General features: G+C 70.5%; 30 protein-coding genes. 8 read left to right on the top strand and 22 right to left on the bottom strand.

Features of this window, described 5'->3' with window-relative positions; translation table 11 throughout:
- Positions 1-2: 2 nt before the first annotated feature.
- Positions 3-848, top strand: coding sequence for a metal ABC transporter ATP-binding protein (locus AB0F52_RS04030; RefSeq protein WP_360164285.1), 846 nt, complete (start codon positions 3-5; stop codon positions 846-848).
- A 3-nt stretch (positions 849-851) separates the two neighbouring features.
- Positions 852-1,733 (top strand): metal ABC transporter permease, encoded by an 882-nt coding sequence (locus tag AB0F52_RS04025; RefSeq protein WP_360164283.1) that lies wholly within the window; start codon positions 852-854, stop codon positions 1,731-1,733.
- Here AB0F52_RS04025 and AB0F52_RS04020 read toward each other — a convergent pair.
- A complete protein-coding gene (locus AB0F52_RS04020; RefSeq protein ID WP_360164281.1) occupies positions 1,730-2,938 on the bottom strand; it encodes a DUF445 domain-containing protein in 1,209 nt (402 codons plus the stop codon). The genes AB0F52_RS04025 and AB0F52_RS04020 overlap by 4 nt on opposite strands.
- A gap of 40 nt (positions 2,939-2,978) precedes the next feature.
- Entirely contained in the window at positions 2,979-4,148 is a 1,170-nt protein-coding gene (locus AB0F52_RS04015) for a DUF445 family protein (RefSeq protein WP_360164603.1), read from the bottom strand.
- A 169-nt stretch (positions 4,149-4,317) separates the two neighbouring features.
- On the opposite strand from AB0F52_RS04015, the gene AB0F52_RS04010 reads away from it, so the two are divergent.
- On the top strand, positions 4,318-5,259 hold the full coding sequence (locus AB0F52_RS04010; protein ID WP_360164279.1) for a hypothetical protein: 942 nt from the start codon (positions 4,318-4,320) through the stop codon (positions 5,257-5,259).
- 569 nt (positions 5,260-5,828) lie between these two features.
- Positions 5,829-6,479, top strand: a complete 651-nt coding sequence (locus tag AB0F52_RS04005; protein ID WP_103343598.1) for a class II aldolase/adducin family protein — start codon at positions 5,829-5,831, stop codon at positions 6,477-6,479.
- On the opposite strand, the gene AB0F52_RS04000 is transcribed toward AB0F52_RS04005, so the two are convergent.
- From AB0F52_RS04000 to AB0F52_RS03930, 15 genes are all read right to left on the bottom strand, one after another.
- Positions 6,476-7,129: an HD family phosphohydrolase gene (locus AB0F52_RS04000; RefSeq protein ID WP_360164277.1), complete on the bottom strand. Its 654-nt coding sequence runs from the start codon at positions 7,127-7,129 to the stop codon at positions 6,476-6,478. The two genes, AB0F52_RS04005 and AB0F52_RS04000, sit on opposite strands and share 4 nt — an antisense overlap.
- Before the next feature lie 73 nt (positions 7,130-7,202).
- Complete coding sequence (locus tag AB0F52_RS03995) at positions 7,203-7,841, bottom strand: hypothetical protein (protein WP_360164275.1); 639 nt, start codon at positions 7,839-7,841, stop codon at positions 7,203-7,205.
- Positions 7,842-7,843: 2 nt separating this feature from the next.
- Entirely contained in the window at positions 7,844-8,857 is a 1,014-nt protein-coding gene (locus AB0F52_RS03990; protein ID WP_360164273.1) for a hypothetical protein, read from the bottom strand.
- Between the two features lie 183 nt (positions 8,858-9,040).
- Entirely contained in the window at positions 9,041-9,622 is a 582-nt protein-coding gene (locus AB0F52_RS03985; protein WP_360164271.1) for a transglutaminase domain-containing protein, read from the bottom strand.
- Positions 9,623-9,694: 72 nt separating this feature from the next.
- Positions 9,695-10,300 carry a histidine phosphatase family protein gene (locus AB0F52_RS03980; protein WP_360164269.1) on the bottom strand — a complete coding sequence of 202 codons (606 nt, stop codon included), beginning with the start codon at positions 10,298-10,300 and terminating at the stop codon, positions 9,695-9,697.
- A 63-nt stretch (positions 10,301-10,363) separates the two neighbouring features.
- Positions 10,364-10,690 (bottom strand): hypothetical protein, encoded by a 327-nt coding sequence (locus AB0F52_RS03975; RefSeq protein ID WP_360164267.1) that lies wholly within the window; start codon positions 10,688-10,690, stop codon positions 10,364-10,366.
- 299 nt (positions 10,691-10,989) lie between these two features.
- Positions 10,990-12,423 carry an MBOAT family protein gene (locus AB0F52_RS03970; RefSeq protein ID WP_360164265.1) on the bottom strand — a complete coding sequence of 478 codons (1,434 nt, stop codon included), beginning with the start codon at positions 12,421-12,423 and terminating at the stop codon, positions 10,990-10,992.
- 52 nt (positions 12,424-12,475) lie between these two features.
- Complete coding sequence (gene rlmB, locus AB0F52_RS03965; RefSeq protein ID WP_360164263.1) at positions 12,476-13,432, bottom strand: 23S rRNA (guanosine(2251)-2'-O)-methyltransferase RlmB; 957 nt, start codon at positions 13,430-13,432, stop codon at positions 12,476-12,478.
- Positions 13,433-13,461: 29 nt separating this feature from the next.
- On the bottom strand, positions 13,462-14,850 hold the full coding sequence (gene cysS / locus AB0F52_RS03960; RefSeq protein ID WP_360164261.1) for a cysteine--tRNA ligase: 1,389 nt from the start codon (positions 14,848-14,850) through the stop codon (positions 13,462-13,464).
- A gap of 42 nt (positions 14,851-14,892) precedes the next feature.
- Positions 14,893-15,579 (bottom strand): HAD family hydrolase, encoded by a 687-nt coding sequence (locus AB0F52_RS03955; protein ID WP_360164259.1) that lies wholly within the window; start codon positions 15,577-15,579, stop codon positions 14,893-14,895.
- Between the two features lie 21 nt (positions 15,580-15,600).
- Complete coding sequence (locus tag AB0F52_RS03950; RefSeq protein ID WP_360164257.1) at positions 15,601-15,987, bottom strand: PPOX class F420-dependent oxidoreductase; 387 nt, start codon at positions 15,985-15,987, stop codon at positions 15,601-15,603.
- Between the two features lie 10 nt (positions 15,988-15,997).
- The gene (locus tag AB0F52_RS03945) at positions 15,998-16,393 is read right to left on the bottom strand and encodes a PPOX class F420-dependent oxidoreductase (RefSeq protein WP_360164255.1); all 396 of its coding nucleotides are present in this window, start codon (positions 16,391-16,393) and stop codon (positions 15,998-16,000) included.
- Between the two features lie 93 nt (positions 16,394-16,486).
- A complete protein-coding gene (ispF, locus tag AB0F52_RS03940; protein ID WP_360164253.1) occupies positions 16,487-16,957 on the bottom strand; it encodes a 2-C-methyl-D-erythritol 2,4-cyclodiphosphate synthase in 471 nt (156 codons plus the stop codon).
- Positions 16,954-17,568, bottom strand: coding sequence for a 2-C-methyl-D-erythritol 4-phosphate cytidylyltransferase (locus AB0F52_RS03935; protein WP_360164251.1), 615 nt, complete (start codon positions 17,566-17,568; stop codon positions 16,954-16,956). The genes ispF and AB0F52_RS03935 overlap by 4 nt, the downstream gene beginning before the upstream one ends.
- A gap of 56 nt (positions 17,569-17,624) precedes the next feature.
- On the bottom strand, positions 17,625-18,116 hold the full coding sequence (locus AB0F52_RS03930; RefSeq protein WP_004559016.1) for a CarD family transcriptional regulator: 492 nt from the start codon (positions 18,114-18,116) through the stop codon (positions 17,625-17,627).
- Between the two features lie 286 nt (positions 18,117-18,402).
- Here AB0F52_RS03930 and AB0F52_RS03925 point away from each other — a divergent pair, with 286 nt between their 5' ends.
- Together AB0F52_RS03925 and radA are read left to right on the top strand one after the other, a co-directional pair.
- The gene (locus tag AB0F52_RS03925) at positions 18,403-19,074 is read left to right on the top strand and encodes a hypothetical protein (protein ID WP_360164248.1); all 672 of its coding nucleotides are present in this window, start codon (positions 18,403-18,405) and stop codon (positions 19,072-19,074) included.
- A gap of 39 nt (positions 19,075-19,113) precedes the next feature.
- Positions 19,114-20,472, top strand: coding sequence for a DNA repair protein RadA (gene radA / locus AB0F52_RS03920; protein ID WP_360164246.1), 1,359 nt, complete (start codon positions 19,114-19,116; stop codon positions 20,470-20,472).
- Here radA and AB0F52_RS03915 read toward each other — a convergent pair whose 3' ends face one another.
- Complete coding sequence (locus AB0F52_RS03915; protein ID WP_360164244.1) at positions 20,473-21,528, bottom strand: CU044_5270 family protein; 1,056 nt, start codon at positions 21,526-21,528, stop codon at positions 20,473-20,475.
- Positions 21,521-22,114 carry a sigma-70 family RNA polymerase sigma factor gene (locus tag AB0F52_RS03910; RefSeq protein ID WP_360164242.1) on the bottom strand — a complete coding sequence of 198 codons (594 nt, stop codon included), beginning with the start codon at positions 22,112-22,114 and terminating at the stop codon, positions 21,521-21,523. Before AB0F52_RS03910 ends, AB0F52_RS03915 begins: the two co-directional genes overlap by 8 nt.
- Positions 22,115-22,175: 61 nt before the next feature.
- Between AB0F52_RS03910 and AB0F52_RS03905 the strand changes: the two genes are divergently transcribed.
- Together AB0F52_RS03905 and AB0F52_RS03900 are read left to right on the top strand one after the other, a co-directional pair.
- Positions 22,176-22,481 carry a hypothetical protein gene (locus tag AB0F52_RS03905; protein ID WP_360164240.1) on the top strand — a complete coding sequence of 102 codons (306 nt, stop codon included), beginning with the start codon at positions 22,176-22,178 and terminating at the stop codon, positions 22,479-22,481.
- Between the two features lie 5 nt (positions 22,482-22,486).
- The gene (locus tag AB0F52_RS03900) at positions 22,487-22,678 is read left to right on the top strand and encodes a hypothetical protein (RefSeq protein WP_360164238.1); all 192 of its coding nucleotides are present in this window, start codon (positions 22,487-22,489) and stop codon (positions 22,676-22,678) included.
- Positions 22,679-22,708: 30 nt separating this feature from the next.
- On the opposite strand, the gene AB0F52_RS03895 is transcribed toward AB0F52_RS03900, so the two are convergent.
- From AB0F52_RS03895 to AB0F52_RS03885, 3 genes are all read right to left on the bottom strand, one after another.
- Positions 22,709-23,983 (bottom strand): alpha/beta hydrolase, encoded by a 1,275-nt coding sequence (locus tag AB0F52_RS03895; protein ID WP_360164601.1) that lies wholly within the window; start codon positions 23,981-23,983, stop codon positions 22,709-22,711.
- Between the two features lie 48 nt (positions 23,984-24,031).
- A complete protein-coding gene (locus tag AB0F52_RS03890) occupies positions 24,032-24,598 on the bottom strand; it encodes a helix-turn-helix domain-containing protein (RefSeq protein WP_360164236.1) in 567 nt (188 codons plus the stop codon).
- Between the two features lie 263 nt (positions 24,599-24,861).
- The gene (locus tag AB0F52_RS03885; protein WP_103343616.1) at positions 24,862-25,389 is read right to left on the bottom strand and encodes a hypothetical protein; all 528 of its coding nucleotides are present in this window, start codon (positions 25,387-25,389) and stop codon (positions 24,862-24,864) included.
- Positions 25,390-25,439 lie beyond the last annotated feature (50 nt).

The following is a 25,439-nucleotide window of genomic DNA, read 5'->3' as shown; positions in this document are numbered from 1 at the left end:
CCATGGCCCCCGTATCGGACGACGTGCGTCCCGCGGTCCGGGTCCGCGGAGCGGGCCTGGCCTTCGGGCCCCGGACCCTGTGGTCGGGGCTGGACCTCGTCGTCGAGCCGGGCGAGTTCCTCGCCGTGCTGGGGCCGAACGGGTCCGGCAAGAGCAGCTTCCTCAAGGCGCTGCTCGGGATGCAGGACCTGTCGGCGGGCACGGTCGAGATCGCGGGTGGCCGCCCGGGCGGCGCGAACCGCAAGGTCGGGTACATCCCGCAGCAGCGCGCGATCGACGAGTCGCTGACGCTGCGCGGCGTCGACCTGGTCGGGCTGGGTCTCGACGGGCACCGCTGGGGTTTCGGCCTGGCCGGTATGGCGGCCCGGCGGCGGCTCGTTTCCGAAGCGATCGACGCGGTGGGGGCCACGCGGTACGCGAAGCAGCCCGTCGGCCGGTTGTCCGGCGGCGAGCAGCAGCGGCTGCGGGTGGCGCAGGCCCTGGTCGGCGACCCCGAGGTGCTGCTGTGCGACGAGCCGCTGCTGTCGCTCGACCTGGCGCACCAGCGCGCGATCAGCGAGCTGATCGACTCCCGGCGGCGCTCGGCGGGGACGGCGGTGCTGTTCGTGACGCACGAGATCAACCCGGTGCTGCCGTTCGTCGACCGCGTCCTCTACCTGGTCAACGGCCAGTTCCGGATCGGCAAGCCGGACGAGGTCATGACGACCGAGACGCTTTCGCAGCTGTACGGCACCCGCGTCGAGGTGCTCAAGGTCGGCGGCCAGATCCACATCGCGGGCGCGCAGAGCGCGTTGTGCGAGGCGGAGCCGCACCACCACGAACACGACGTCGAAGAGCAAGTGGGCTGAGTCTTGGATCTGTTCGACTTCGGCAAGACCTGGGAGCTGATCACCGAACTCGACGGCGTCCAGACGGCGCTGCTGGCGGCGGCGATCCTCGGCCTGGTGGCCGGCGTGCTGGGCCCGCTGATCGTGATGCGGCGGATGTCGTTCGCGGTGCACGGGACGTCCGAGCTGGCGTTCACCGGCGGCGCGGCGGCCCTGCTGCTCGGGATCGGCGTCGAGTACGGCGCGCTGATCGGTGCGGTGGTGGCGGCCCTGCTGCTGGGCATCCTCGGTGCCCGTGACGCCGACCGCGACTCGGTGATCGGCGTGATCCTGTCCTTCGGGCTGGGGCTGGGCGTGCTGTTCCTGGCGCTCTACAAAGGACGGCAGGGGAACAAGTTCGGGATCCTGACCGGCCAGATCATCACGATCGACTCCACGAACCTGACGTTGTTCGTGGTCTCGTCGGTGGTGGTGCTGGCGGTGCTGGCGCTGGTGTACCGGCCGTTGCTGTTCGCTTCGGTGGACCGCAACGTGGCCGTGGCGCGCGGGGTCCCGGTGAAGACGCTGACAGTGGTGTTCGCGCTGCTGGTGGGCGTCTCGACGGCGCTGAGCGTGAAGGTGGTCGGCTCGCTGCTGGTGGTCGCCCTGATGGTGACGCCGGCGGCCGCGGCCGCTCGCGTCACGGCGTCCCCCTGGAAGGCGACGGTGCTGTCGGTGGTGTTCGCCGAGGTCTCGGCGATCGGCGGGATCGTGCTGTCGCTGGCCCCGGGCCTGCCGGTGAGCGCGTTCGTGACGGCGATTTCGTTCCTGATCTACGTCGTCTGCCGGGTGCTCGCCTGGCAGCGCGACCGCCGGACCCGGGTCCGGTCGGTGGACCCGGCCCCGGATCTGGTCGCGGCGGCCTAACCCAGCATCAGCAGGACCTGCAGCTCCCCGACCACGAACCCGATCACCCCGCCGACGGCGATGAGCTTCCACTCGTCCTGCCGGAACGCCGGCCGCAGCAGGCCCTCGAACTCCAGCGGCGTCAACGCCAGCATCCGCTGCTCGATCACCTTCGCGACGTCCATCGCCTCGGTCAGGTAGCCCTCGGCGTACCGGGCCGTGTCCGGCAGCTGCTCCAGCGCCTTCCGGGCCGCCGCGTGCTTCATCTCGCGCAGGCGCGTGCCGCCCACCGTCCAGGCCAGGGGCATCTGCGCGTCGACCGTTTCCGACACCAGGTGCTCCACGCGGGCGGCCAGCCGGTCGGCGCGGGGGCCGCGCAGGACCGCGTCGAGCAGGTTCTGGACGGTGAGGACCTCGGTCGCGATCAGCTCGCCGTACTGCCGCGCCACCTCGGCCCGCCGGCGCTGGAACTTGCCCTGGAAGATCACCCGGCCCACGCGCACCGGCTCGCGGGGGACGAAGATCAGCTTGATCGCCAGCCAGTCCGTGCACAGCCCGATGACGCCGCCGAACACCGGCAGCACCCACGGCTCGCGCGTGACCGCCCACACGATCGTCTGCACGAGGCCCAGCCCGAACCCGAAGTAGATGCCCATCCGCGCGATGAACGCCATCTCCGGGCGGGACGTCTCGCGGATCAGCCGCACCAGCAGCTTCTTGTCGCGGGTCAGCCGCTGGACCGTCATGTGCTGGACGTCGAGCACCTCGTCGAGGTTCTCGCGGACGTCGTCGAGGAAGTCCCGCACCAGCCGCGGCGCCGACGCCTGGACCTGCTTGATCAGCAGCTCCTGCGCCAGCGTCGGCAGGACCTCCCACAGCCGCGGGTGGTGCTCGGCCAGCACCTCGCGGGCGATGTGGTCGACCGCGCGCAGCAGCGGCTGCTCCAGCTCGCTGGTGATGATCACCGGGTCGATCCGGCCCAGGACCTCCTTGAGGTCCAGCAGGTTCGCCGTCAGCAGCTCGGTCGCGACCGCGGCCATCCGCCCGCCGTGCTTCGGGACGACGCCCTGCCAGCCGAGCAGCGGCGGGATGCCCACGAACTCCAGCGGCCGGAACATCATCTCGATGGCGACGCGCTTGGTGACGCACCCGATCAGCGCGGCGACGAACGGCATCGCCGCGTACAGCGGCCAGTGCAGGGCGAGGTCGTGCAGGACAGCGTCCATTCCGGCCTCCCTCGCGATCCCGAGATCGAAACCGTACCGGCTACCCGAGCAGCAGGAGCACCTGCAGTTCGCCCACCAGGCCACCGATGACCGCGCCGACGGCGATGAGCTTCCACTCGTCCTGCTTGAAGGCCGGCCGCAGGATGCCCTCGAACTCGAGCGGGGTCAGCTGCCGCATCTTCGTGACGATCGTGTTCCGGACGTCGAGGGCACCGGTGGCGTAGCTCTCGACGTGTTTCACCGTTTCGGGGAGGAATTCGATCGCTTTGGCGGCGGCCGCGCGCTTCATCTCCTGGTACTGCCGGCCGCCGATGGTCAGCGCGACCAGCGGCTTGGCGATGCTCGCCTGCGCGTCGATCGTGCGCTGGACCTCGCGGGTGACCATGGCGAACAGCTTGTCGGCACGCGGCCCGGTGAGCACGGCCTCCATCACGTTCCGCACGGTGAGCACCTCGTCGGCGATCAGCGCACCGTAGTCGGCGGCGACCTCCTGGCGGCGCTTCTGGAACATGCCCTGCCAGCGGAAGACGCCGAACCCGCGGGGCTCGCGCGGGTAGAAGATCATCTTGAGGGCGAGCCAGTCCGTGACGAAGCCCGTGACGAAACCGAAGACCGGCATGATGAGCGGCTCTTTCGTCAGCGCCCAGGCGGCGAACTGGACGAGCCCGATCACGAACCCGAACCAGATCCCCGAGCGCGCGATGAACCGGAACTCGGGCGCGGCGACCTCGCGGATCAGCCGGCAGGTCAGCGACTTGTCGCGGACCATGGCGTTGATCAGCATGTCGTCGACGTCGAGGACGTCGTCGATGTTGGCCGAGACCTCCCGCAGCAGCCGCTTGACGACGATCGGCGCCTGCGCGCGGACCTGGTCGACGAGCAGCTGCTGCGCCCGCGCCGGCAGCAGTTCCCAGAGCCGCGGCTGGTAGGTCTCCATGACTTCCCGCGTGACCTCCTCGACGGCCTTCAGCAGGGGTGGTTCGAGCTCTTTGACCATTTCTTCCGGGTCGAGCCGGGCGAAGATCTCCTGCGGGTCGACGAGGTTGCGGGTCAGCAGGTCGACGGCCGTGGTGGCCATCCGCCGCGCGTTCGCCGGGATGACGCCCTGCCAGCCGAAGGGTTTGACGCCGGCGAACTCCAGGGGCCGGAACATCATCTCGATGGCGACGCGCTTGGTGAGGTAGCCGATCAGGGCGGCGATGAGCGGCATGGTGGCGTAGACGGGCCAGTGCGCGCCGATGTCCGCGAGTATGTCCAAAGTGGTCTCCTCGCGTTCGGTCGGCGATTCAGGATGCCATGCGTTACCGGGGGTTCCAATATTCGTGATGCATCCGTTTGGCGGTACGCATCGAAGGACCCTTGCTCATTAAGGTGGCCCGATGGTCGCGCCTGAGAAGCCCCAGTCCGCTCCGAAGACTGCCCAGTTCGCCGTCGGTGTCCGCGGCTACAACCAGCGTCAGGTCGACGCGCGTCTCGCCGAGCTGACCAAGGAGCTTCGCGAGACGTCCCGCAACCGTGACGACGCCGTCGCGACGTCCTCGGACCTGACGAAGGCCCTCGCGTACGCGCAGAAGGAGCTGGCCGAGACGAAGGCCGCCCTGGCCAGGATGAGCTCGAGCCCGTCCGGCGCGGGCGCGATGGCCGAGCGCGTCCGGATGATGATGCAGCTCGCCGAGGAGGAGATCGCGGATCTCCGATCGGCCGCCGAGGCCGACGCGGCCTCGACCCGCGACCAGGCGGACAAGTACGCGCACGAGACCCGCCGCACGGCCGACAAGCTGGCGAAGGACGCGGAGGAGGAGCGCGCCCGGCTGCTGTCGCAGGCGAGGGGCGAGATCGAGAAGCTGAACGCGGCGGCGGGCGCCAAGAGGGTCGAGCAGGCGGCGGCGGCCGAGCGAGCCCGCAAGGAAGCGGACGCGGCGGCCGAGGCGGCGGCTGCTTCTCTGCGCGAGAAGGCGGACCAGAAGGCGGCGGAGGAGCTGGCCGCGCGGAAGAAGGCCTTCGAGGAGGAGTTCGCGCGGAAGAAGCAGGAGACGGAGGCCGCGCTGGCTTCGGCTCAGGCGTCGCAGGCTTCGGCGGATCAGAACCGGAAGCTGGCGCTGGACCTGCGGGCGAAGGTGGCCGAGCGGATCGCGGCGACGGATGTGGCGGTCAAGGAGGCTATGCGGCTGCTGGCGCCGGCGGAGGACGCCTCTGCTGCTGCCCCTGCCGCTTCTGCTGCTCCTGCCGCGAACGGGGACCGGAAGCCTGCGCCCGCTCCGAAGGTTTCGGCGGCTCCCGCTGGCCCTCCGGCGGCTCCGGCTGCTCCGGCGAAGGCTTAGTTATCCACATCGGCTTGGGTTGTTCGTAGATTTTGGGAGTCCCACCACCCCGAAGCCGGATTGTGACTACGGACGGTGGTGCCGCGTCAAGGCGGGAAAGCGTGCCTTGACCCGGCACCACCGTCCGTGTTTTGGCTTCGGATCGGGGTGGCGGGGGAGGCCTGGGTGGGGGGCCGGTCGTGCGCTGCCTGCCGGTTCCGGGCGGACCGCGGCCTGACGGCCGCGCGGACCGCGGACCCGCGGCCTCGCGAACCGTGGACCGCGGCCTGCGGCCTGCGGCCGGGCCGACCGCGGCCTGCCAGCCCCGTGATCCTCTGGCGATGCGCAAGCCCGGGCCGACCCGACCCGACCCGACCCGGCCCGACCTGGCCCGACCCGACCCGGCCCGACCTGGCCCGGCCCGACCTGGCCCGGCGGGTAACCGCTCCCGGCGCCCAAGCCCGGCCCGACCCAACCCGGCCCGACTCGGCAAAGCGAATAAATCCCCCGTCCGGGGAGGTGGCCGAAGCTTGTGGGTGGCTGGCAGTGTTCAGCTCAGTTGCTGATCACCCACGAGACGGGACCTGCGCATGATCCTCGAGACCGAGCGGGCCGCTGTGTGCGCCTATGCGCGCCGGATGGTCGGTGATGGCCTGGTCGTCGGTACCTCCGGCAACGTCTCGCTGCGGGCCGGTGATCTCGTCGCCGTCACGCCCACCGGGGTCGCCTACTCCAGCCTGACCCCCGGCGACATCGCGGTCGTCGATCTCGGGGGGCAGGTTGTCGATGGCTCGCTCAAGCCGACCAGTGAACTGCCGATGCACCTGTCCGTGTACTGGGACGTCCGTGACCCGGACAGTGAGCCCGTCACCGCCGTCGTGCACACGCACTCGCCGCACGCCACCGCCGTCTCGACGCTCGTGCGTGAGGTTCCGCCGATCCACTACATCATCGCCACCATCGGTCCCTCGGTGCGCGTCGCGCGCTACGCCACCTACGGCACGCCGGAGCTCGCGGCCGCCGTGCTGGAGGCGCTCGAAGGGCGCCGTGGCTGCCTGCTGGCCAACCACGGCACCCTCACCTACGGCGACGGCCTCGAGGCCGCCTACCACCGCGCCCAGCAGCTCGAATGGGCCTGCCGCGTGTGGCTGCTCGCGCAGAGCGCCGGCCGGCCCAGCCTGCTGCCGCCGCCCGAGGTCGCCAACGTCGTCGAACGGCTGCGGGGCTACGGGCAGGGCTAGGAAGCGACCGCGTCCAGCAGCTCCGCCACCGTCGGGTCGTCGACCGCCTCCTTGATGCACCGCCACAGCTGCAGGTTCGCCGTCGCCCAGCGGGAGTACGTGGCCGCCGCCTCCGGGTTGTAGAAGTAGTAGCCCTCGTCGTGGACGTCGCACTGCTCGCCGACGATCTTGTCCGCCAGCTCGCGCAGGCTCAGCCCGTTCTCGCGCAGGTACCGGTGCGCCAGCACCACCGGCGTCACCGGCAACGCCTTGAACAACGTGTCCGCGTCGCTCAGCGCCTGCGCTTCCAGCGAAATGTTACGGCCGCGCGTGGCCATTTCCGCTTCGTCGACGATCTCGTCGATCCACCGCGCGATCCACGCCGGAACGCCGCATTCGGCGAGGATTTCCCGCCGCAGGCTCCGGCCCGCCGCGGCGGGCGAGTTCCGGAGCACCAGGTAGTTGACGTCGTGCACCAGCGCGGCCACTTCCACCACCGCCGCGTCGGCACCGTTGTGCCGGGCGAAACCGGCCGCCTTCGTGCGGACGAAATTCACGTGGTGCCACCCGTGGAACGGCAGCCGATCGGCGTACTCCCGGCAGAGCCGGTGGACCCGATTACCGACGGCGTCGACGATGACGTGGTCGATCGTGCTTTCCTGCGTGCGCATACACCTCTCCCATCCCGGCCGTGGTGTTCAGACGGGTGGAGTAATGGTAAGCGCCGCTGACGCCGGTGTGTAGCTAGATGCGGTCGGCCAATTCCCCCAATCGGACCTCTGCCGGAACGTGACGATGACCGATTCCGCCGGCTGGATCGAAAGACAAGCTGAAACTGCTCACCGGGCGTGATTTGACGAGGAAAGTCATCGTTCCGGTGGCCGCTTCCGGGATCCGGTGGAATTCGTCGGCCAGCATGGTGGCGCACGCACCCGCCAGGCACCGCGTCCGGCGGCGCAACCGCGCGGACGTGATCAGCCCGGTGCCGGCGTCGATCGTCGTCTCGTACCTTTCGTGCAGGTAGTCACCGCGGAGGATCGTGGTGCAGAAGTGGTACCTGTGGTTGTGCACCGAATCCGCGTACCCCTCCCGCCAGTCCTGCTGCGCCTTGTATTCGTGCAGCCAGAAGGAAAACGGGTCGGTCGGCGAATCGAGCAGGCACCAGGCGAAGTGGGTGGTCGTTTCCCGGGACGAGCGCAGGACCTTGGTGGCCTGCGCGGCGGACAGCGCGCGGAGCTGCGTGCGCAGCTCTTCCCGCAGCCCGGCCTGGGCGGCCCACGGCCGGAACCAGCCGTCGACCGCGCGCCAGTCCGCGGCGAGCGGGAACCTGGCCGTGCGCAGGCGCGTGGCCAGTTCGGAAAGGGGGGACAGGCGGGTGAGCAAGGTCAGCTCCCTAGCTCGGCGACTGCGGAGAACTCCGCGCGGAAGGCGTGGAACTTGCCCTCCAGCTCGCGGAACTGCTCCTCGGACAACGGGGATCCGGTGATCTTCTCGAACAGCGCCAGGAAATCCGTCCGCGTCGTCGCGGACGTGATGCGGAAGTGGCGGCCGGTCCGGGACTGCGAGACGCGCACGAATTCGGCGCGTTCCATGTTGTAGAGGAAGGAACCTTCGGTGAACCGCAGGGACCGCGGGTACAGCTTCGTGGCGCCGCGGACGTCGCTGTAGAGCGACACCCACACGCTGTCGTCGAACATCTCGAGCCGGTCCAGCGGTGGGTCGGCGACCACGGTGATGTCGACCGACGCGCAGCGGCTGCGCGCCAGGAAGAGGCCGACGAGCCCGATCCGGATCTCTTCGTCGAGCCGGGTCTGGATCCGTTCGTAGTCGACGTCGGCCGCCTCACGCCGCAGCAGGTACCGGGCGCGCCCGCTGATCGAGCTCGCGTCGCGCGGATCGGCGATGACGGCCCGCAGTTCCCGTTCGGTGCGGGAAAGCAGCAGCCGGGCGGCCGCGTGCCGCCCGGAGAAACCGCGGAAGAAGTACTGCCGGGTCGCGTCGAGGTCGGCCATCAGCGCGCGGTTGAAGGCGGGGTCGGGATCGGTCGTCGCCTCGAAGACGTCGGTGGGGAAGAACTCCTTGTTCAGCGCGCGGTATTCGGCGCTCAGGTCCTCCAGCGCGCGCCGGCTTTCCTCGATCACCGGGGTGACGAGTGCCTGCTGCGACGCGCTGGCGGTGATCAGTGTCTGACCGAACCCGACGATCGCGGAGATCAGGGTGCCGGTGCCCAGCGACGTCACCAGGTTCTTCCCGGTGCCGGGTTCCATCAGGCCGGCGATCCACAGGCTCAGGCCGGCGACCACGACCAGCACCGTGAGGAGCAGGCTCGTCCTGGTCCAGAAGATCTCTTGCAGTGGGGTACGGCGGAGGCGTCCGCCAGCCGCGGCCACGTGCTTCACCTCCCTCGAACCACCCGAACGGACGTATGCGTAAAGTGTCTGTTCGAGCGCGGGGAGTCACTTTACGCGCCTACCGAGGTGTGCGAAATAAGAAGTTCGGGGGACAGGACTGACGGACAGACGTCACTCTCGGCAATAATTCACCGAGTCGGCCGGTTTTCCGAAAAATAGGGAAAACCATGATCAAAGCGTGCGCGGGAGCCCCTTTTCGTACCAGCCGGGGCCCGGTTCGGCGGTCATCAGGTAATCCACCACGACCGGGGCGGGTGCCGGGTGGATCTCCGGGTGGTCGCGTTCACCGCGGGCGAGGTCGACCGGCCAGGCCAGTTTTTCCGCGTCGAGCGAAAACTCGCCGCCGGCACCCGTGCGGTTGCCGCGGGCGTCGAGCCGGGACCACTTGCCGTGCAGGTACACGGCATTCAGCCCGTGCAGCGCGGAGAGCTCCTGGTAGCAGAAACCGGCCGGAATCCCTTGTGCCCGCAGCAAAGCGGCGAGCAGGTGCGCCTTGGCATAGCAGATCCCGACGCGCTCGCGCAGGACGTCCGACGCTCGCCAGGTGACCCGCGGGTCGGCCGCGTCCATGACGTGCTCGACCTCGTCCCGGACGAAGAGGAACGCGGCTTCGGCGGCCTCGGCGGGATCGTCGCCGCCGGGACGCAGAGCGTCGGCCAGCGCGCGGATCGACGGGTGCTCGTGGTCGACGACGGCGTCGGCGGCGAGGTAGTCGCCGAGCCGATCGGAAGTGGGCGCCGGAACCTGGTTCATCCACGCATCCTGACACGTTCGGCCATTCGGGCGGGAGCCGTTTCCGGGGCGGACACGCTTCGCGGTTGCCGATCACGGAACGTAAAAGTCGGGTGGGAAGCCGGTCCACCGCAGTTCGGCGGGGAGGTGGCTCAGGTCGTTGTAGGTCAGCAGCGCGGCGGGCCGTCCCGGGGAGTACCGGATGACGGTCAGGCCCGCGTTGGCGTGGGTCAGGGTGAGCCAGCGCCACGGCGGTGCGTCCTGGGCCGCGCGGATGAGCCAGCCGGCGAGGAAGTTGTGCGTGACGAGGACTTCGTACCTGGGCTCGTTTCCGGGCACGGGACCGCTGAACCGGCGTTCGGCGTCGGCGGCCAGTTCTTCGTCGGCGGGCGGGAATTGGCGGGTGAAGGCGAGCAGGAGGTCGCCGGAGGTTTCCGGGAGTTCCTCGCGCTTCGGCGTGTACGGGACGAAGTCGCCGGCCGCCTTCTCGACGTGGAGGGGAACGCCCGGGAGCTGGCCGGCGACGAGGTGGGCGGTCTGTGCGGCCCGCGGCAGGGGGCCGTGGTGGATCGAGGTGACCGGAACGTCGCGGAGACGACGTCCGAGCAGGACGGCTTGGCGCCGGCCGGCTTCGGTGAGCCTTCCGTCCGGTCCCGCTTCACCGTGACGGGTGAGGAAGAGGTACCGCGTGGTCAGCACGGGGCCAGGGTTTCACGCTTGGGCCGTTCGGGTGAGCGGGTTGGGGATACTGAAGGAGCTTCCTCAGACGAGGGGGACGAGCGCGCCTTCGGGGCCCTGGCTCGGGACGAACTGGGTGACCAGACGCATCGGTGCCGGGTGGGGCGAGAGGACGATCGAGGCGAACGGGGTGATCGTGTGCTCGTGGCCGCTGTTCGTGTGGAGGTGGACGCTCACGTGGACGTTCCGGTCGGCCGGGATTTCGAACGAGACCGAGCCCCAGGAGACGACGTACTGGCGGCCGTCGATGCTCGCTATCGGCGCGTAAGCGCGGACTGTGTGGCCCAGGTGGGGGATTTCTATGGTGAGGAGGCGGCGGGGGCCGTTGTGGTTGTCCACGTACGGGATCACGCCTGGGTCTTGGACAGGTCGGTCGTCGGGTTGGTCACTTCTCGGGGGCTCTCGGGTGGTCGGGATTGGGTGGCTGGTCGGGATTGGGCGGCGCTGATCATGCTGCCGGTTCGGCCGTCTGTCGGCAGCTCCCCGCCGACCCGAACGCCGGATTGTTCAACGGCCGCCAGACCGCGTCAAGGCGGGAAAGCGTGCCTTGACCCGGCCTGGCGGCCGCTGAGGCGGCTGCGTATCGGTTCGGCAGGGGGGTGTGGTCGGTGGTGGCCTTGTGTGGCCTTGTGCGGTCGGGAGTGTGGTTTTCAGAACTGGTAGTACAAGAATGGGCTGAATGTTCCCGTTGCGATCAGGATTGCCGCGTACAGCAGGCCCACCGTCATCACTCCGATGCGCAGGGCCGTTGCCGGGCGGCTTCTCGATGACTCCAACAGGGGGCCCGTTACCGGGTGGGCCGGCAGTGCGAACACCGCCAGTGCGGCCAGGAGCAACACCAGGCGCTGGTTTGTGAAGGCCTGCTCCACCCCTGCTCCCAGGCCGTCGAAGTCGGGGATCAGCATGTGGCCGAGCATCGACAGCGCGTGGCCGAGGTCCGGGGATCGGAAGAACACCCAGCCGATCACCACCAGCAACATCGTCAGGGCCCTGCGGAGGTAGCGCTTCCACGGTGTCGACGGGTCCAGGTCCAGGCCGAAACGGCGCTCGATCACCAGGAGGGCGCCGTGGTAGCAGCCCCACACCAGGAACGTCCACTGGGCTCCGTGCCAGAAGCCCGTCAGGACGAACACTGTGCAGAGGTTGCGATACGTCTTGGCCGCTCCGTGGCGGTTGCCGCCCAGGGGGATGTACACGTAGTCGCGGAACCAGCGGCTCAAGCTCATGTGCCAGCGGCGCCAGAACTCCGTGATCGTCACCGAGGAATACGGCCTCGCGAAGTTCTCCGGCAGCCGGAAGCCCAGCATGCGGCCGAGGCCGATGGCCATGTCCGAATAGCCCGAGAAGTCGAAGAACAGCTGGAGGGTGTAGCCGATCGCGCCCAGCCAGGCCGTGGTGAACGTCATCTGGTCCGAGGGGACCTTGAAACACGCGTCCACCAGTGGGCTCAGTGAGTCCGCGATGATCGTCTTCTTGCACAGGCCCAGCGCGAACCGGGGAAAGCCCGCCGCGATGTCGTCCAGGCGGTGCGAGCGCAGCTGGGGGAGCTGGTCGGCGATCTCCCGGTAGCGCACGATCGGGCCCGCCACCAGCTGCGGGAACATCGCGATGTACGCCGCGAACGACACCGGGTTGCGCAGCGCCTGACGCTCGCCGCGGTAGATGTCGACCACGTACGAGATGTGGTGGAACGTGAAGAACGAGATGCCGATCGGGACCACCAGGCTCGCCACCGGCACGCTGCCGCCGAACCAGTGGGCCACCGCCGCGATCTGCTGGGTCGCGAAGCCCGCGTACTTCCAGATCAGCAGCACCGCGACGTCGAACGACACCACCGCGATGAGGATCCGGCGCCTCCGGACGCCGTGGACGTCCCAGGAGCTCGGGGCCAGCAGCGGTCCCGCCAGGAAGTTGACGACCATGCAGCCGAGCAGCAGGAACACGAACCCGCCGGCGCCGATCGTGTAGAACAGCAGGCTGGCGACCGCGATGATGCCGTTTCGCCAGCGCTGCGGGCACACCAGCACGGCGATGAGCACCGCCGGCATGAAGTACCACAAGAAGAGCGGCGAAACGAACGACATCGGGTCCCCTCGGTCTATCCGACGGTGACCTTAACCCGGCTGGGTGGTCGTGTCAGACCCGCCCGGCGAGACGACGGCGGCGCGCCACCTCCGCGAGCAGGACCCCCGCCGCCACCGAGGCGTTGAGGGATTCCACGCCCGCGGCCATCGGGATCGACACCGTCGCGTCACACGTTTCCCGCACCAGGCGGGACAGCCCGCGGCCCTCCGAGCCGAGCACGATGACCAGCGGGTCGGCCGCCAGCGCGAGCTCGTCGATGTCCACCGAACCGTCGGCGTCCAGACCCACCAGCATCAGGCCCTCGTTCGCCCACGCCTTGAGCTGCCGCGTCAGGTTCGTCGCCACCGCGATCGGCAGCTTCGCCGCCGTGCCCGCGCTCGTCCGCCACGCCACCGCCGTCATGCCCGCGCTGCGCCGCTCCGGCAGCAGCACGCCGTGCGCGCCGAACGCGGCCGCCGAGCGGATCACCGCGCCCAGGTTGCGGGGGTCGGTGACGCCGTCGAGCGCGACGAACAGCGGGACCTCGCCCGAGTTGCGCGCCGCCGCCATCAGGTCGTCCGGGTGCGCGTACTCGAACGGCGGGACCTGCAGGCCCAGGCCCTGGTGCACGGCCCGGTTGGTCTTGCGGTCCAGCTCCTCGCGCGGGATCTCCAGGATCGAGATGCCCTTGTCGCCGGCCAGCCGGACGGCGTCGTTCACGCGGTCGTCGATTTCGATGTTCAGCGCGACGTACAACGCCGTCGCCGGGACGCCCGCGCGCAGCGCCTCGACCACCGGGTTGCGCCCGGCGATCAGCTCCGGCTTGTCGGCCTTCTTCTGCCGCGCCTGGTCGCGCTTCGTCGCGGCGTTGGCCGACCGGTAGGCCTTGTGCCCGGGACGGTCCTCCGCCTTCGGGGTCGGGCCCTTGCCTTCGAGGGCCTTGCGGCGCTGACCGCCCGAGCCGACGACGGCACCCTTCTTGGTGCCCGTCTTGCGGATCGCGCCCTGGCGCCGCGAGTTGCCTGCCATGGTGAAAGTTCCTTGCGTAGAAAGCCGGTTCAGTCGGACTTCACAGTCCACTGAGGACCGTTGGGGGTGTCCTCCACCACGATGCCCGCCTGCTGGAGGCGGTCACGGGCGGCGTCCGCGCGAGCGAAGTCCTTCTCGGCCCGGGCCTGCTGGCGCTCGGCCAGCAGCCCTTCGACGATGCGAGACAGCGCTTCTTTGGTGGGCGTTTCGGAACCGCCCGCCTCGGACCAGCGCGCGGACAGCGGGTCGAGGCCGAGCACGTCGGTCATCGCGCGGACGGCCGCGGCGAATTCGAGTGCCTTTGAGGTGTCGCCCGCGTCGAGGGCGGCGTTACCGTCCCGCACCGTGGTGTGGACCACGGCGAACGCCTGCGGGGTGGCGAGGTCGTCGTCGAGCGCGTTCGCGAAGGCCTCGGGGATCGTGCCGACCGGCACGTCGCCCGGCTGCGCGGCGCGGCGCAGGAACGTCTCGATCCGCCGGTAGCCCTGCGCGGCCTCGGAGACCGCGGCGTCGGAGTACTCGATGGTCGACCGGTAGTGCGGCTGGACCAGGTAGTACCGCAGCTCCGGGGCCCGGTAGCGGTCCAGCATCGCGGGGATCGACACGGTGTTGCCGAGCGACTTCGACATCTTCTCGCCCGACATGGTCACCCAGGCGTTGTGCAGCCAGAACCGCGCGAACGCGTCGCCCGCCGCGTTGGACTGGGCGCGCTCGTTCTCGTGGTGCGGGAAGACCAGGTCGATGCCGCCGCCGTGGATGTCGAACTCCGCGCCGAGGTACGCCGTCGCCATCGCCGAGCACTCGAGGTGCCAGCCCGGCCGGCCCTGCCCCCACGGTGTCGGCCACGACGGCTCGCCCGGCTTCGCGCTCTTCCACATGGTGAAGTCGCGCGGGTCGCGCTTGCCGCGGGTCGGCGTCTCGCCCTGCTGGACGTCCTCCAGGACCTGGCCGGAGAGCTTGCCGTAGTCGTCGAACGACTTCACCGAGAAGTAGACGTCGCCGTCCGCGACGTAGCCGTGGCCGGCCTCGATGAGGCGGTCCATCAGCTCGACCATCTGGGTGACGTGCCCGGTCGCGCGCGGGTTGATCGACGGCGGCAGGCAGCCCAGCTGCTCGTATGCCTCTTCGAAGGCGCGTTCGTGCGTCGCGCCCCACTCCCACCAGGGCCGCTCGTTCTCGGCGGCCTTGGTCAGGATCTTGTCGTCGATGTCCGTGACGTTGCGGACCAGCAGCACGTCCAGTCCACTGTGGACCAGCCAGCGGCGCAGGACGTCGTAGTTCAGGACGCCGCGGACGTGCCCGATGTGCGGAACGCCCTGCACGGTGGCACCACACACGTAGATCGACGCCGTTCCGCTACGGACGGGGTGGAACTCCCGTACGCTCCGGGTCGCTGTGTCGAAAAGGTGAAGGGCCACCCTGAAAGGGTACGGGGTGGGCGTGAGCGACGTCGCAGCCGGTCAGCCGACGCCGTGGGTGCGCAGCGCCGTGAGCAGGGCGTCCGGCCGGTCGGCGGTGGGCAGCGGGTCGACCAGCGCGAACTCGCAGCCCAGGGCGCGGGCGCCGCCGTCGGCCTCCTCGCTGTCGCCGACCATCAGCGTCTCGGTGGCCGGCACGCCGAGGGACTCGACGGCCTTGCGGAAGATCTCCAGCTCCGGCTTGACCGCGCCGACCTCGAAGGACAGCACGAACTCGTCGACGTAGGCGTCCCACCCGCGGGCGGTGAACGCGGGCCGGATGTCGAAGGCGATGTTGCTCAGCACGCCGACCTTCAGCCCCCGCTCGGCGGCCGCCTTCAGCGCGGCTTCGGTGTCCGGGTACGGCGTCCACTGGCTGGGATCGATGAGCCGGTCGTAGAGCGCCCGCGCCTGGTCGGCGTGCGGGACGCCGGACTTCTTGAGCACCTCGAGGTACACCTTCCGGTGCAGCGCGGGGTCGCGGTCCCGGTGGTGCCAGGCGTGCACGTGCTCGGCGTCGAGCTCGACGACCTGCCCGACCGGCGCGGTCATCCGGCGCATCAGCTCGGCCTGCGCCTCGATGTCGAGCGGCTCGCCGTCGTGGTTCGTCAGTTCGGTGAGCCAGGACTCGTCCTGCTCGAGCCGGAACAACGTACCGGAGAAGTCGAACAACACCGCCCTGATCGTCATGGGTTCAGCCTAACGGGATCATCAGGCCGAATGCCCTGTGATGTGTTCGGGAACAACGCGCACGAGCACGCGCACGACGTCGGCCGGCTCGGGCGGGAAGTCCGTGCCGAGGTACTTGCGGGCCAGCTCGTCGTTCAGCTCGCGGCCGCCCTCGGCGGTGACCTCGGCGCGGCCGCGGATCTCGACGTAGTTCTCCGGGTCCGCCAGGTCGAAGACGGAGAGTGACACCCGCGGGTCGCGGCGGATGTTGCGTTCCTTGCGCCGGCCCTGGACGGTCACGAAGACCACGGTGTCGCCGTCGCGGCGCGCCCAGACGACGGAGCTCTGCGGCGAGCCGTCGGCGTTGGTGGTGGCCACGACCGGGTAGTTGCGGCCGTCGAGCAGGGCCTTGGTGGCTTCGTTGAACATGGTCTGGACCCTATTTCACGTTGCCGGCGATTTTCTCGGCTTTGAGGCGCACGATCACCCGCTGGACGTCGGCGTCCTCGGGCGGCGGATCCTGGGCGAGGTACTTGTGGCTGAGCGTCTTCGGGAGGGCCTTGCCGGGGTCGGGGGTGATCGTGACGGTGCCGCGCAGCTGGGTGTGCCGGTAAGGGTTCTCGGCGTCGGTGATCGAGACGCTGATGCGGGGGTCGCGCCGCAGGTTGCGGACCTTCCGGCGGTCCTCGGTCGCGCTGAAGACGAGGTCGCCGTCGTCGAGGCCGACCCAGACGACGGAGGTCTGCGGTCCCCCGTCCGGGTCGAGGGTGGCGACGGTGGCGAAGTTCCGGCCGTCGACCAGCGCACGGACGGGCTCCGGGAGAGTGAGGGGCATATCACGGCGAACCGGCGTGGGTGGAGGCCTATTCCGCCTGTCTCGACGCAGTGAATGACTCATTCCTGACGCCAGACGCCAGGAATGAGTCATTCACTGCGTCCGAGCCAGCAGCAACGCGGTCGCGAAGGCGGCGATGCCCTCGCCGCGCCCGGTCAGCCCCAGGCCGTCGGATGTGGTTCCGGACACGCTCACCGGGCCGCCCACCGCGTCCGACAGCACCTTCTGCGCCTCTTCGCGCCGCTTCCCGACCCGCGGGGCGTTGCCCACGATCTGGACCGTGGCGTTCCCCACCCGCCAGCCCGCGCCCTCGATCAGGCCCCGGACCTCGGCCAGCATGTCGATGCCGTGCGCGCCGTCCATCCGGGGGTCGCCCGTGCCGAACACCGCGCCCAGGTCGCCGAGGCCCGCGGCCGACAGCAGGGCGTCGCACAGCGCGTGGGCCGCGACGTCGCCGTCGGAGTGGCCCGCGCAGCCGTCCGCGTCCGGCCACGACAGGCCCGCCATCCAGCACTCGCGGCCCGGTTCGATCGGGTGGACGTCGACCCCGTTGCCGATCCTCACAGCGTCTCCTCGTTCTTCGGGGCCGCCGCGATCGCCTCGGCCAGGGACAGTTCGAACTCGCTGGTGACGCGCATCGCGTCCGGGTGGCCGGGGACCGTCGCCGCGCCGGCAGGCACGAGGTCCGGCCGGAACGCCGCGAACGCGTACCCGACCGGTGTCTGGACCGTGCGCAGCCGCGTCCGGTCCTGCGTGCCGACGATCAGCGATGTCGCGTCGGTCACCTTCACCGTGTCGGCCATCGGCAGCACCGGGACCACGACCGGTGCGCCGTCACGGACCGCGCTGATGACGTCACGCACCGTTTGCGCAGGCGTAAAGGCTCGCAGTGCGTCGTGGAGGAGTACAACGGAACCACGGGCGAGTTCGGGCTCGACGGCGGCGAAGGCCTCCCGGAGCGAGCCGGACACGACCCGGCAGGCGAGGCCGCGAACGGCCTCGGAAAACGACGAAGCACACCGCTGGGGGGCCGCCACCAGCACCAGATCGATCTCCGGCACGTCGAGCAGCCCCCGCACGGTGTGCGTGAGTAGCGCATCACCATGGACCGGCGTGAGAGCGGACTCTCCGTCGGAGGCATGGTGTGCGACGGTCACGATCGCGACGACGTTCATCGGTACGCGATCGTAGAGGCACCCACCCGCCCGTCGAGTGGGATGCCTGCCTGGGCTCAGACCGTCGCGGTTTCCAGAACTTCGTCGAGGAGGACCTCAGCCTTGTCCTCGTCGGTGCCCTCCGCGAGCGCGAGCTCGCTGACCAGAATTTGCCGCGCCTTCGCCAGCATGCGCTTCTCACCGGCTGAAAGTCCGCGGTCCTTCTCTCGCCGCCAGAGGTCGCGCACCACTTCGGCCACCTTGTTCACATCGCCGGAGGCGAGCTTCTCGAGGTTGGCCTTGTACCGACGAGACCAGTTGGTGGGCTCTTCGGTGTGCGGAGCACGCAGAACGTCGAAGACCTTGTCCAGTCCTTCTTGCCCGACGACATCGCGGACGCCGACGATTTCGGCGTTGTCTGCGGGCACGCGAACCGTGAGATCCCCTTGCGCGACCTTGAGGACGAGGTACTTCTTTTCCTCGCCCTTGATCACGCGGGTCTCGATGGCTTCGATGAGTGCGGCACCGTGGTGCGGGTAGACGACGGTCTCTCCGACCTTGAAAACCATGTGTCCTCTGCCCCTTTCGCTGACTCCATCCTAGCACGAGCCGCCAGTGCCCACCTAGCGGGCCGGACTCGTCCTCGCAGGTCAGCGGCCTGGCCGGGGGTTGACAAACGTCGGACCCCCGTGCTCACGCAGGTAGCGGGGAAGCGTTTCGTCACAGGCCGGGAATTCCTTTGTGGACGGTTGATCTTGGTCGCCGCGTCCTGGCAACGCACACCCGTTCCGCGGCGGAGATCGACCCCGGCTAGTCTTCGGGGCGACGAGGCCGTGAAAAGGGAAGGACTGCGACGTGAGGCTGCAGAATCGTCGCGTGCTCGGTGCGGGCGTGCTGGCGCTCGGTGCCGCGCTCGCGCTCGCCGGGTGCGGGGCCGGCCAGATCACCCAGACCGACTCGCAGCAGCCCGCGGTCAACGGCACGCACGCCCAGGTCAAGACCATCGACCTGCGCAACGCCGCGGTCCAGTACCCGACGTCGGGCCCGGGCTACGCCGCCGGCGCCACCCCGGCACTGACCCTGGCGATCGTCAACCGCGGCCAGCAGGACGACTCGCTCGTCTCGGTGACCACCGAAGACGGCACCCAGGCCACCATCGCGGGGTCCAAGACCGTCGTCGCCATGCACTCGCTGGTGATCGGCCCAGACGACGCCGTCGAGTCCACGAACGAAGCGCAGCCCACGTCCTCGGGCGCTCCGACGTCCAGTGGCACGCCGACCGGCAGCAGCTCGGCCTCCAACAGCCCGGGCAGCCTCACCGCCACGGCCACCTCCGAGGTCCCGTCGTCCGGCCCGGCCGCGACGCCGACCGCGCCGGAGAAGGTCGGCCAGGCCAAGGTGACGCTGCCCCCGCTGAAGCAGCCGCTCTGGCCCGGCCAGGTCATCAAGGTCACCTTCGTCTTCCAGAACGCCGGACCGGTCACCGTTGAGCTGCCGGTCGCGGCGCCGGCGCACACCAAGGAGTAGGTCCCCGGTTTTGTCGGTGGTCGCCGCTAGCCTCACGGGGTGAAGAAGGGGACCACCTACCGCTGCGGCAGCTGCGGGTACGAAGCGGCCAAGTGGCTGGGCCGGTGTCCGGAGTGCCAGGAGTGGGGCTCGCTCGAGGAGCGCGGGGCACCGGTCAAGCCGGCGATCCAGCGCGTCGCGGCCGGGGCGCCGAGCGCGCCCGCGCGGCCGATCGGCGAGGTCGACGTCGAAGCGGCGCGAGCCCGGCGCACCGGTGTCCCGGAGCTCGACCGGGTGCTCGGCGGCGGCCTGGTGCCCGGCGCGGTGGTGCTGCTCGCGGGTGAACCGGGCGTCGGCAAGTCGACCCTGCTGCTCGAGGTCGCCTACCAGTGGGCGAAGACGGTCGACCGGTCCCTCTACGTCACCGGCGAGGAGTCCGCGGGCCAGGTCCGGTTGCGCGCCGAGCGAACGGGCAACGTCCACGACCGGATGTACCTGGCCGCCGAGAGCGACCTCTCGGCCATCCTCGGGCACGTCGACGACGTCAAACCCGGGATGCTGATCGTCGACTCGGTGCAGACCATGGCGTCCCCGCAGGTCGACGGCTCACCCGGCGGCGTGACGCAGGTCCGCGCGGTGACGTCCGGGCTGGTCGCGCTGGCCAAGGAGCGCGGGCTGCCGGTGGTGCTGGTGGGGCACGTCACGAAGGACGGCTCGGTGGCCGGCCCGCGCGTGCTGGAGCACCTGGTGGACGTCGTGCTGCAGTTCGAGGGCGACAAGCACTCGACGCTGCGGATGCTCCGCGGCATCAAGAACCGGTTCGGCGCGTCCGACGAGATCGGCTGCTTCGAGCTGCAGGAAGAAGGCATCGTCGGGGTGCCGGACCCGTCGGGGCTGTTCATGAGCCACACGGCCGAGCCGGTCTCCGGCACGGCGATCACCGTCTCGATGGAGGGCAAGCGGCCGCTGCTGGGCGAGGTCCAGGCGCTGGTGTCGGCCACCGCGGCGCCCCAGCCGCGGCGCGCGGTCAGCGGCCTCGACTCCGCGCGGGTGGCGATGGTCCTGGCGGTGCTGGAGAAGCGCGGCGGGCTGAAGCTCGGCGACAAGGACGTCTACGCGGCCACGGTCGGCGGCATGAAGATCACCGAACCGGGCATCGACCTGGCGCTGGTGCTGGCGCTGACGTCGAGTTTCGGAGACGTCGCTCTTTCGCCGCGGCTCGTCTCGGTGGGCGAGGTCGGGCTGGCCGGGGAGATCCGGCGCGTGCCGAGCGTGGGCCGCCGCCTGGCGGAGGCGGCCCGGCTCGGGTTCACGCACGCGCTGGTCCCGCCGGACTCGGGCAAGCCACCCGCCGGGATCCGGGTCCTGGAGGTGGCGAACGTCGCGGACGCGCTGAACGCGGCCGGTCACGCGCGCTGATCATCCCGAGGTCCGCGTGATGGCGTAGGAGTACAGCGTGTCCGGGGCATCGGGCCGGTTCGGGGCGAGGGGGAACCGGGTCGTCGTGGTGTTCGGCACGCTCACGCTGCTCGGTGGCGGGTTCAGCGGTGTCTCCTTGTTGCGGATCGCCGCCGCGGTGGGCGCGCTGTCCGCGGCCAGCAGGCGCGCCGTCGCCGGGTCGAGGAACAGCCGCAGGCCGGTGTCCTTGGCGACGTAGACGGCGGCCTGCCGCTGGTCCGGCAGCGTCCACTGGGGCACGACGAAGATGCCCGGGAAGCTCGCGAGCGCGTCGCGCAACGCGAACCGGACGTCCGGCCGGAGCAGGCCGGTTTCCAGCACGCCCCGGACCATGCCGAGCGCCTCCGTGGCGGAGTGCAGCCTGCCTTTGCGGGGGTCGTCGATGTCGAGTGTGTCGGAGGCCAGCCGCTGGACCAGTTTCTGCCGGTCGGGGACGAGCGAGGCGATGAACGCCGCGTCGGGGGTCAGCCAGTTCAGGTAGTGCTGAGCGGCGAACATCCCGTGCGGCCCGTACTCGTCGAGGGGGCCGGGCAGCGGTTCGGTCTTGCCGTCCGCCCAGCGGCCCGTCAGCGTCGTGCGCCGGTGCCACACGCCGGTGGGATCGGCCGGGACCCAGAGCTCGATCCGCCGCTGGGCCTTGGCGGCGATCCCGTTGCCGGTCTGCGTCACCCAGTCGCGCATCTCCGTGTAGTGGAACTCACCGGGGGCGAGCGGGCGGTCGAGGTCGGGGAGCGCGGCGGCCGGCCGGGACGTTTCCGGCGGGTCCGGCGTCCACACGGCGGCGGCGACGCCGAGCCCGCCGACCAGGGTGACGACGGCCGCGGCCACCGCGAGCCACCGCCACGCCCCGCTCCGGCGCGGCCCGGCGGGTGGCGCCTCCTCGCCCCCGGCCGCCGCGAGCAGGGACGCGCGGGCGAAGGCGAGCCCGTCGCCGGGGCCGACGTCGCTGTTCAGGTCCGCCAGTGCCGCGTCGAGTTCGGTTTCGGACCAGATCTTCCGGACGTTGTCCTCACGCAAGGTCCTGCACCTCCTCTTGGGCCGGGGCGTTCGTCCTGAGCCAGCGTCTGATCCGGTGCAACCGCGACCGGACCGTACCGGGCGGGATCCCGAGGGCCTCGGCGACCTCGCCCGGCTCCAGCCCGGCCCACGACACGAGCAGCAGCGTGTCGCGGTCGGCCGGGTTGAGCCGGGCCAGCGCACCGGCCAGCTGCGCGGCCCGCACCTGGGCGTCGACCTGCTCGGCGACGCGGCCGTCGTGGTTCGCGTGACTGACTTCGCCGGTCCGGGCGAGCCGGGCGGTGGCCTGCAGCCCGCGCAGTTCGGACCGCACGTGGTGGCGCAGCAGGTTGGTGGCGATGCCGTAGAGCCACGACCGGGCGGTGCCCAGCTCGGGCCGGTAGGTCTCGCGCCGCCGCAACGCGACCAGGAAGGTCTCGGCGACGAGGTCGTTCGCCGGTTCGGCCCCGACGCGGCGCGCGAGGTAGCGCCGCAGCTGCGCGGCATGGGCGTCGAAGAGCCGCCCGAACGCCGGCCCGGGCTCGGGTCCGCCCAGGTCCGGGCGGTCGGGCCCCCCGCGCTCCGAACCCTCGTGGATCACCTGCATGCCCCCCAGTTGCCCGCAGGCGCCGATAGCGTTCACGGCGAAGTTAGCGGAGAGGGGACCGATGATCGCCCGGTGCGTGGCGGAGTCCGGCGGGCGGGGCGCGGCGCCCGGCTACGGCACGGTCTCCGTCGGGACGATCCCGTTCGGGCTGACCCGTGGCCGCGAGTACGCGGTGTACGGGGTGGCGAGCCGGCCGGGGCGAGGGTACGAGCTTGTCCTCGCCTACCCGGAGCCGGCCGCGTCGGAGAGCGCCATGTCCGGACTGATCCGGCTGGACCGAGACGCGCGGCGGCACTTCGCGCGGCAGGTGCAGGGCCGGACCAGCTCGCCGGCGGTGGAGGACGTCGCCAAACGCCGCTCGAGCTGATCGACATGTACCTCGAAGACGAGGCCGACGCCGTCGTGGCCGAGCTGGACGCGCTCTTCGCCGCCGGCATGGACGAGGTCGTCGCGCACCGGATCTGGCCGGTCGAAGGCCGGGCGATGGTCGACCCCGCCGGATGCGGCGGCACCCGCCTCGACTGGCTGCGGACGGTCCGGGACCACCTGGCCGAACGCCGGTGACCCCGGACCCGTCCACCTCCGGGAACAGCGCTAGATCCCCAGCAGGCCCCAGTAGATCGCCCACGGGACGAACACCACGCCGCCGGCCAGGAGGACGCCGAGCCGGGGGCCGCGGTTGCGCCACCACGCCACCGCTGTGCCGATGGTGGCGGCCACCGTGGCCAGCGACAGCAGCTGCAGCGCCAGCCACGGCAGCGGGCGGCCGGCGACGACCGGGCCCAGTCCCTTGCCCATCGACAGCTGGATCAGCACGTCGACGACCAGGAAGCCGAGCACGGCGAGCAGCCCGGTCGCCGACAGCCAGCGGGCCGGCCGCGCCGCGGGACCGCGCCGGAACAGCGGGTACCAGGCGAACGCCACCAGCAGGAACACCAGCGCGGCGAGCTGCAGCCACGTCGGCTCGTACCAGGCGAGCGGCGTCACGGCGGTGCTCGGCCGGTCCTGCGCCGGCGGTGCGTCGGCCGTCGACGCGCTGGGCGGGTTGTGCACCCAGCTGCCCACCAGCTCGAGGTAGCCGGGTGCGTACCCGGGCAGCTTGTCGAAGCCGTCGGTGGTCCGGCGCAGCTGGTGCTGCGCGTCCGGGAAGACCCGCAACGTGTGGTGCGCCACCGACTCCCGGAAGATCCGGACCGCTTCACCGGGCGGGGTCAGGATGTCCTTCGCGCCCCACAACCCGAGCACCGGCTGCCGCAGGCTCGTCAGCACCGCCACCGGGTCGTAGTGCGCTTCCGGGAACACCCCGCCGCCGGCGAGCTGACGAAACATCGTCGACGACGCCATCCGCACGATCGAGCCGTCCATTCCCAGCCGCCGGAGCTGGTTCTGGACCGCCCAGGCCTGCTGCTGTGACGGCTCGACTCCGTTCGCGCCCAGCGTCACGACGAAGGCGACGTCCGACGAACGCGAAGCCGCCAGTGGTGCCACCCAGCCGCCTTCGCTCAAACCCCAGACGCCGACCCGCGCCGGATCGACGTCGGACCGCTTGCGCAGCACGGAAACCGCGGCCAGCGCGTCGTCCGCGAGGGTCGAGTACGAGCGTTCGAACTGCGAATAGCCTTCGGTGCGCTTGTCGTAGATGAGTGTCGCGATGCCTTGCCGCGCAAAGGCTTCCGCCTGTTCGCGGTAGTCCTCCCGGCTGTGTGCCCCCGAGCCGTGGACCATCACCAGGCCCGGCAGTTTCGTCCCGCCGGGTGGTGCGACGACGGTGCCGTGCAAGGTCACTCCGCCGTTGGTGAACGTCACGTCGTCGTTGGTCACGGACGCCGCCGACGCCGGTGGCGCCAACGCCGTGACCGCCAGGATCACCCCGGCCAGTAAAACCGCTTTTCGCATGGAAATCCCCCTGGTGTCATGTCATTCCCCTGGATCCGGGAACGCGAGCCAGCGCACGAGCACGCGCCGCGCTTCCGGTGACCGGTCGCCTTCGGTCCGCCAGTACCGGCGGAACAGCTCCATGTAGTCCTGCCAGAACTGCTGCAGCTCCTCTTCGGTGAGCCACGTGCCGCCGCGCGCGAAGAGCAGCGCGTCCGGCCAGCCGCCGGGCAGCTCCTCGCGCTGTTCCGCGAACCGGTTGAGCTTTTCGAGGTCGTCCTCGAACCCCTGCCGCTGCATGTCGTCGAACAGCATCCGGGATTCGGCGCTCTGCTCACTGCGGCGCGGCCAGCGGATGTCCCGCCGCCGCGTCCGCCACCACCGTTCCTTGCCCCGCGCGAGCTCCGGGACGTCCTCGACGAACCCGAAGCGAGCCAGCTCCCGCAGGTGGTAGCTGGTCGCACCGGTGTTCTCGCCCAGGGTTTGGGCGAGTTTCGTGGCGGTCGCCGGGCCGGCCGACAACACGCCGAGGATCCGGCGGCGCAGCGGGTGGGTGACGGCCTTGAGGGCGTCCGGGTCGAGCTCTTCCGGTGGTGGAGCGCTGGTCATGGCTCCACAGTAGCTGTGCAAAGAAGATTGTGCAAAGAAATCTCTGCAACTTCGCGCGGCCGGATGCGGGGAGGGCCGGGCATCGCGGAGTCGCCGGTGCCGCGAATGACTCATTCGGGACCTCAGAGGTCCCGAATGAGTCATTCGCGACGTTCGAACCCGTCGCCGAACCCGGCGGAGGAAGGGGTGGGGGCGCCCCGGAAGGCCGGGCGCAGGCCGGTGCCCGGGAGGGCCGGCGAGGCGGCGGCTTGTCTACAGTGGACTTACCAGATCGGGTGGTCGCTGTACTTCCTGAGCGTCTGCACGGACGGCCGCAGGTAGAGCATCCCGCCCAGGAACCCCATGGTGGCGAAGGCGAGCGTCGAGAACGTCGTCAGCAGGTCGGGCGCCCGCAGTTCCGGGGTGTCGCGCCACACCCGGAAGACGATCGGCACCGCGAAGGCGCCGAAGATCAGCACCAGCGTCAGGACGTAGGTGAGCAGCAGCGCGCTGCGGGTCGCCTCGGCGCTGGCCACCACGAGGTAGTCGCCGCGGAGGCAGCGGCGGCAGGTCAGCACCAGCACCGCGATCGCCAGCACGCCCAGCGGCGGCAGCGCCGTGGCGGCCTTGCCGAGCAGCGTGTCCGGGAACGCGTGGCCGTGCACGATGCCCTGCAGGTACGTCGTGAGCCCGAACAGCAGCACCATGCCGGCGATCATCGAGCAGCCGACGACCACCGATCCCCAGCGCACCCGGTCGGCGAAGCGGGGCGGCAGCGGCACGAACTCGACCTGGCCGAAGGTCCCCTGCACCCGTCTCACCTCCAGAACGCACTGAAGGCCACCATAAGGGCACTGGGTGC

This window comes from Amycolatopsis sp. NPDC024027 (assembly GCF_040638975.1).
Classification (GTDB): Bacteria; Actinomycetota; Actinomycetes; order Mycobacteriales; family Pseudonocardiaceae; genus Amycolatopsis.
Note: the sequence above shows the minus strand (reverse complement) of the source record. Positions and strands in the feature narration are given on the sequence as shown.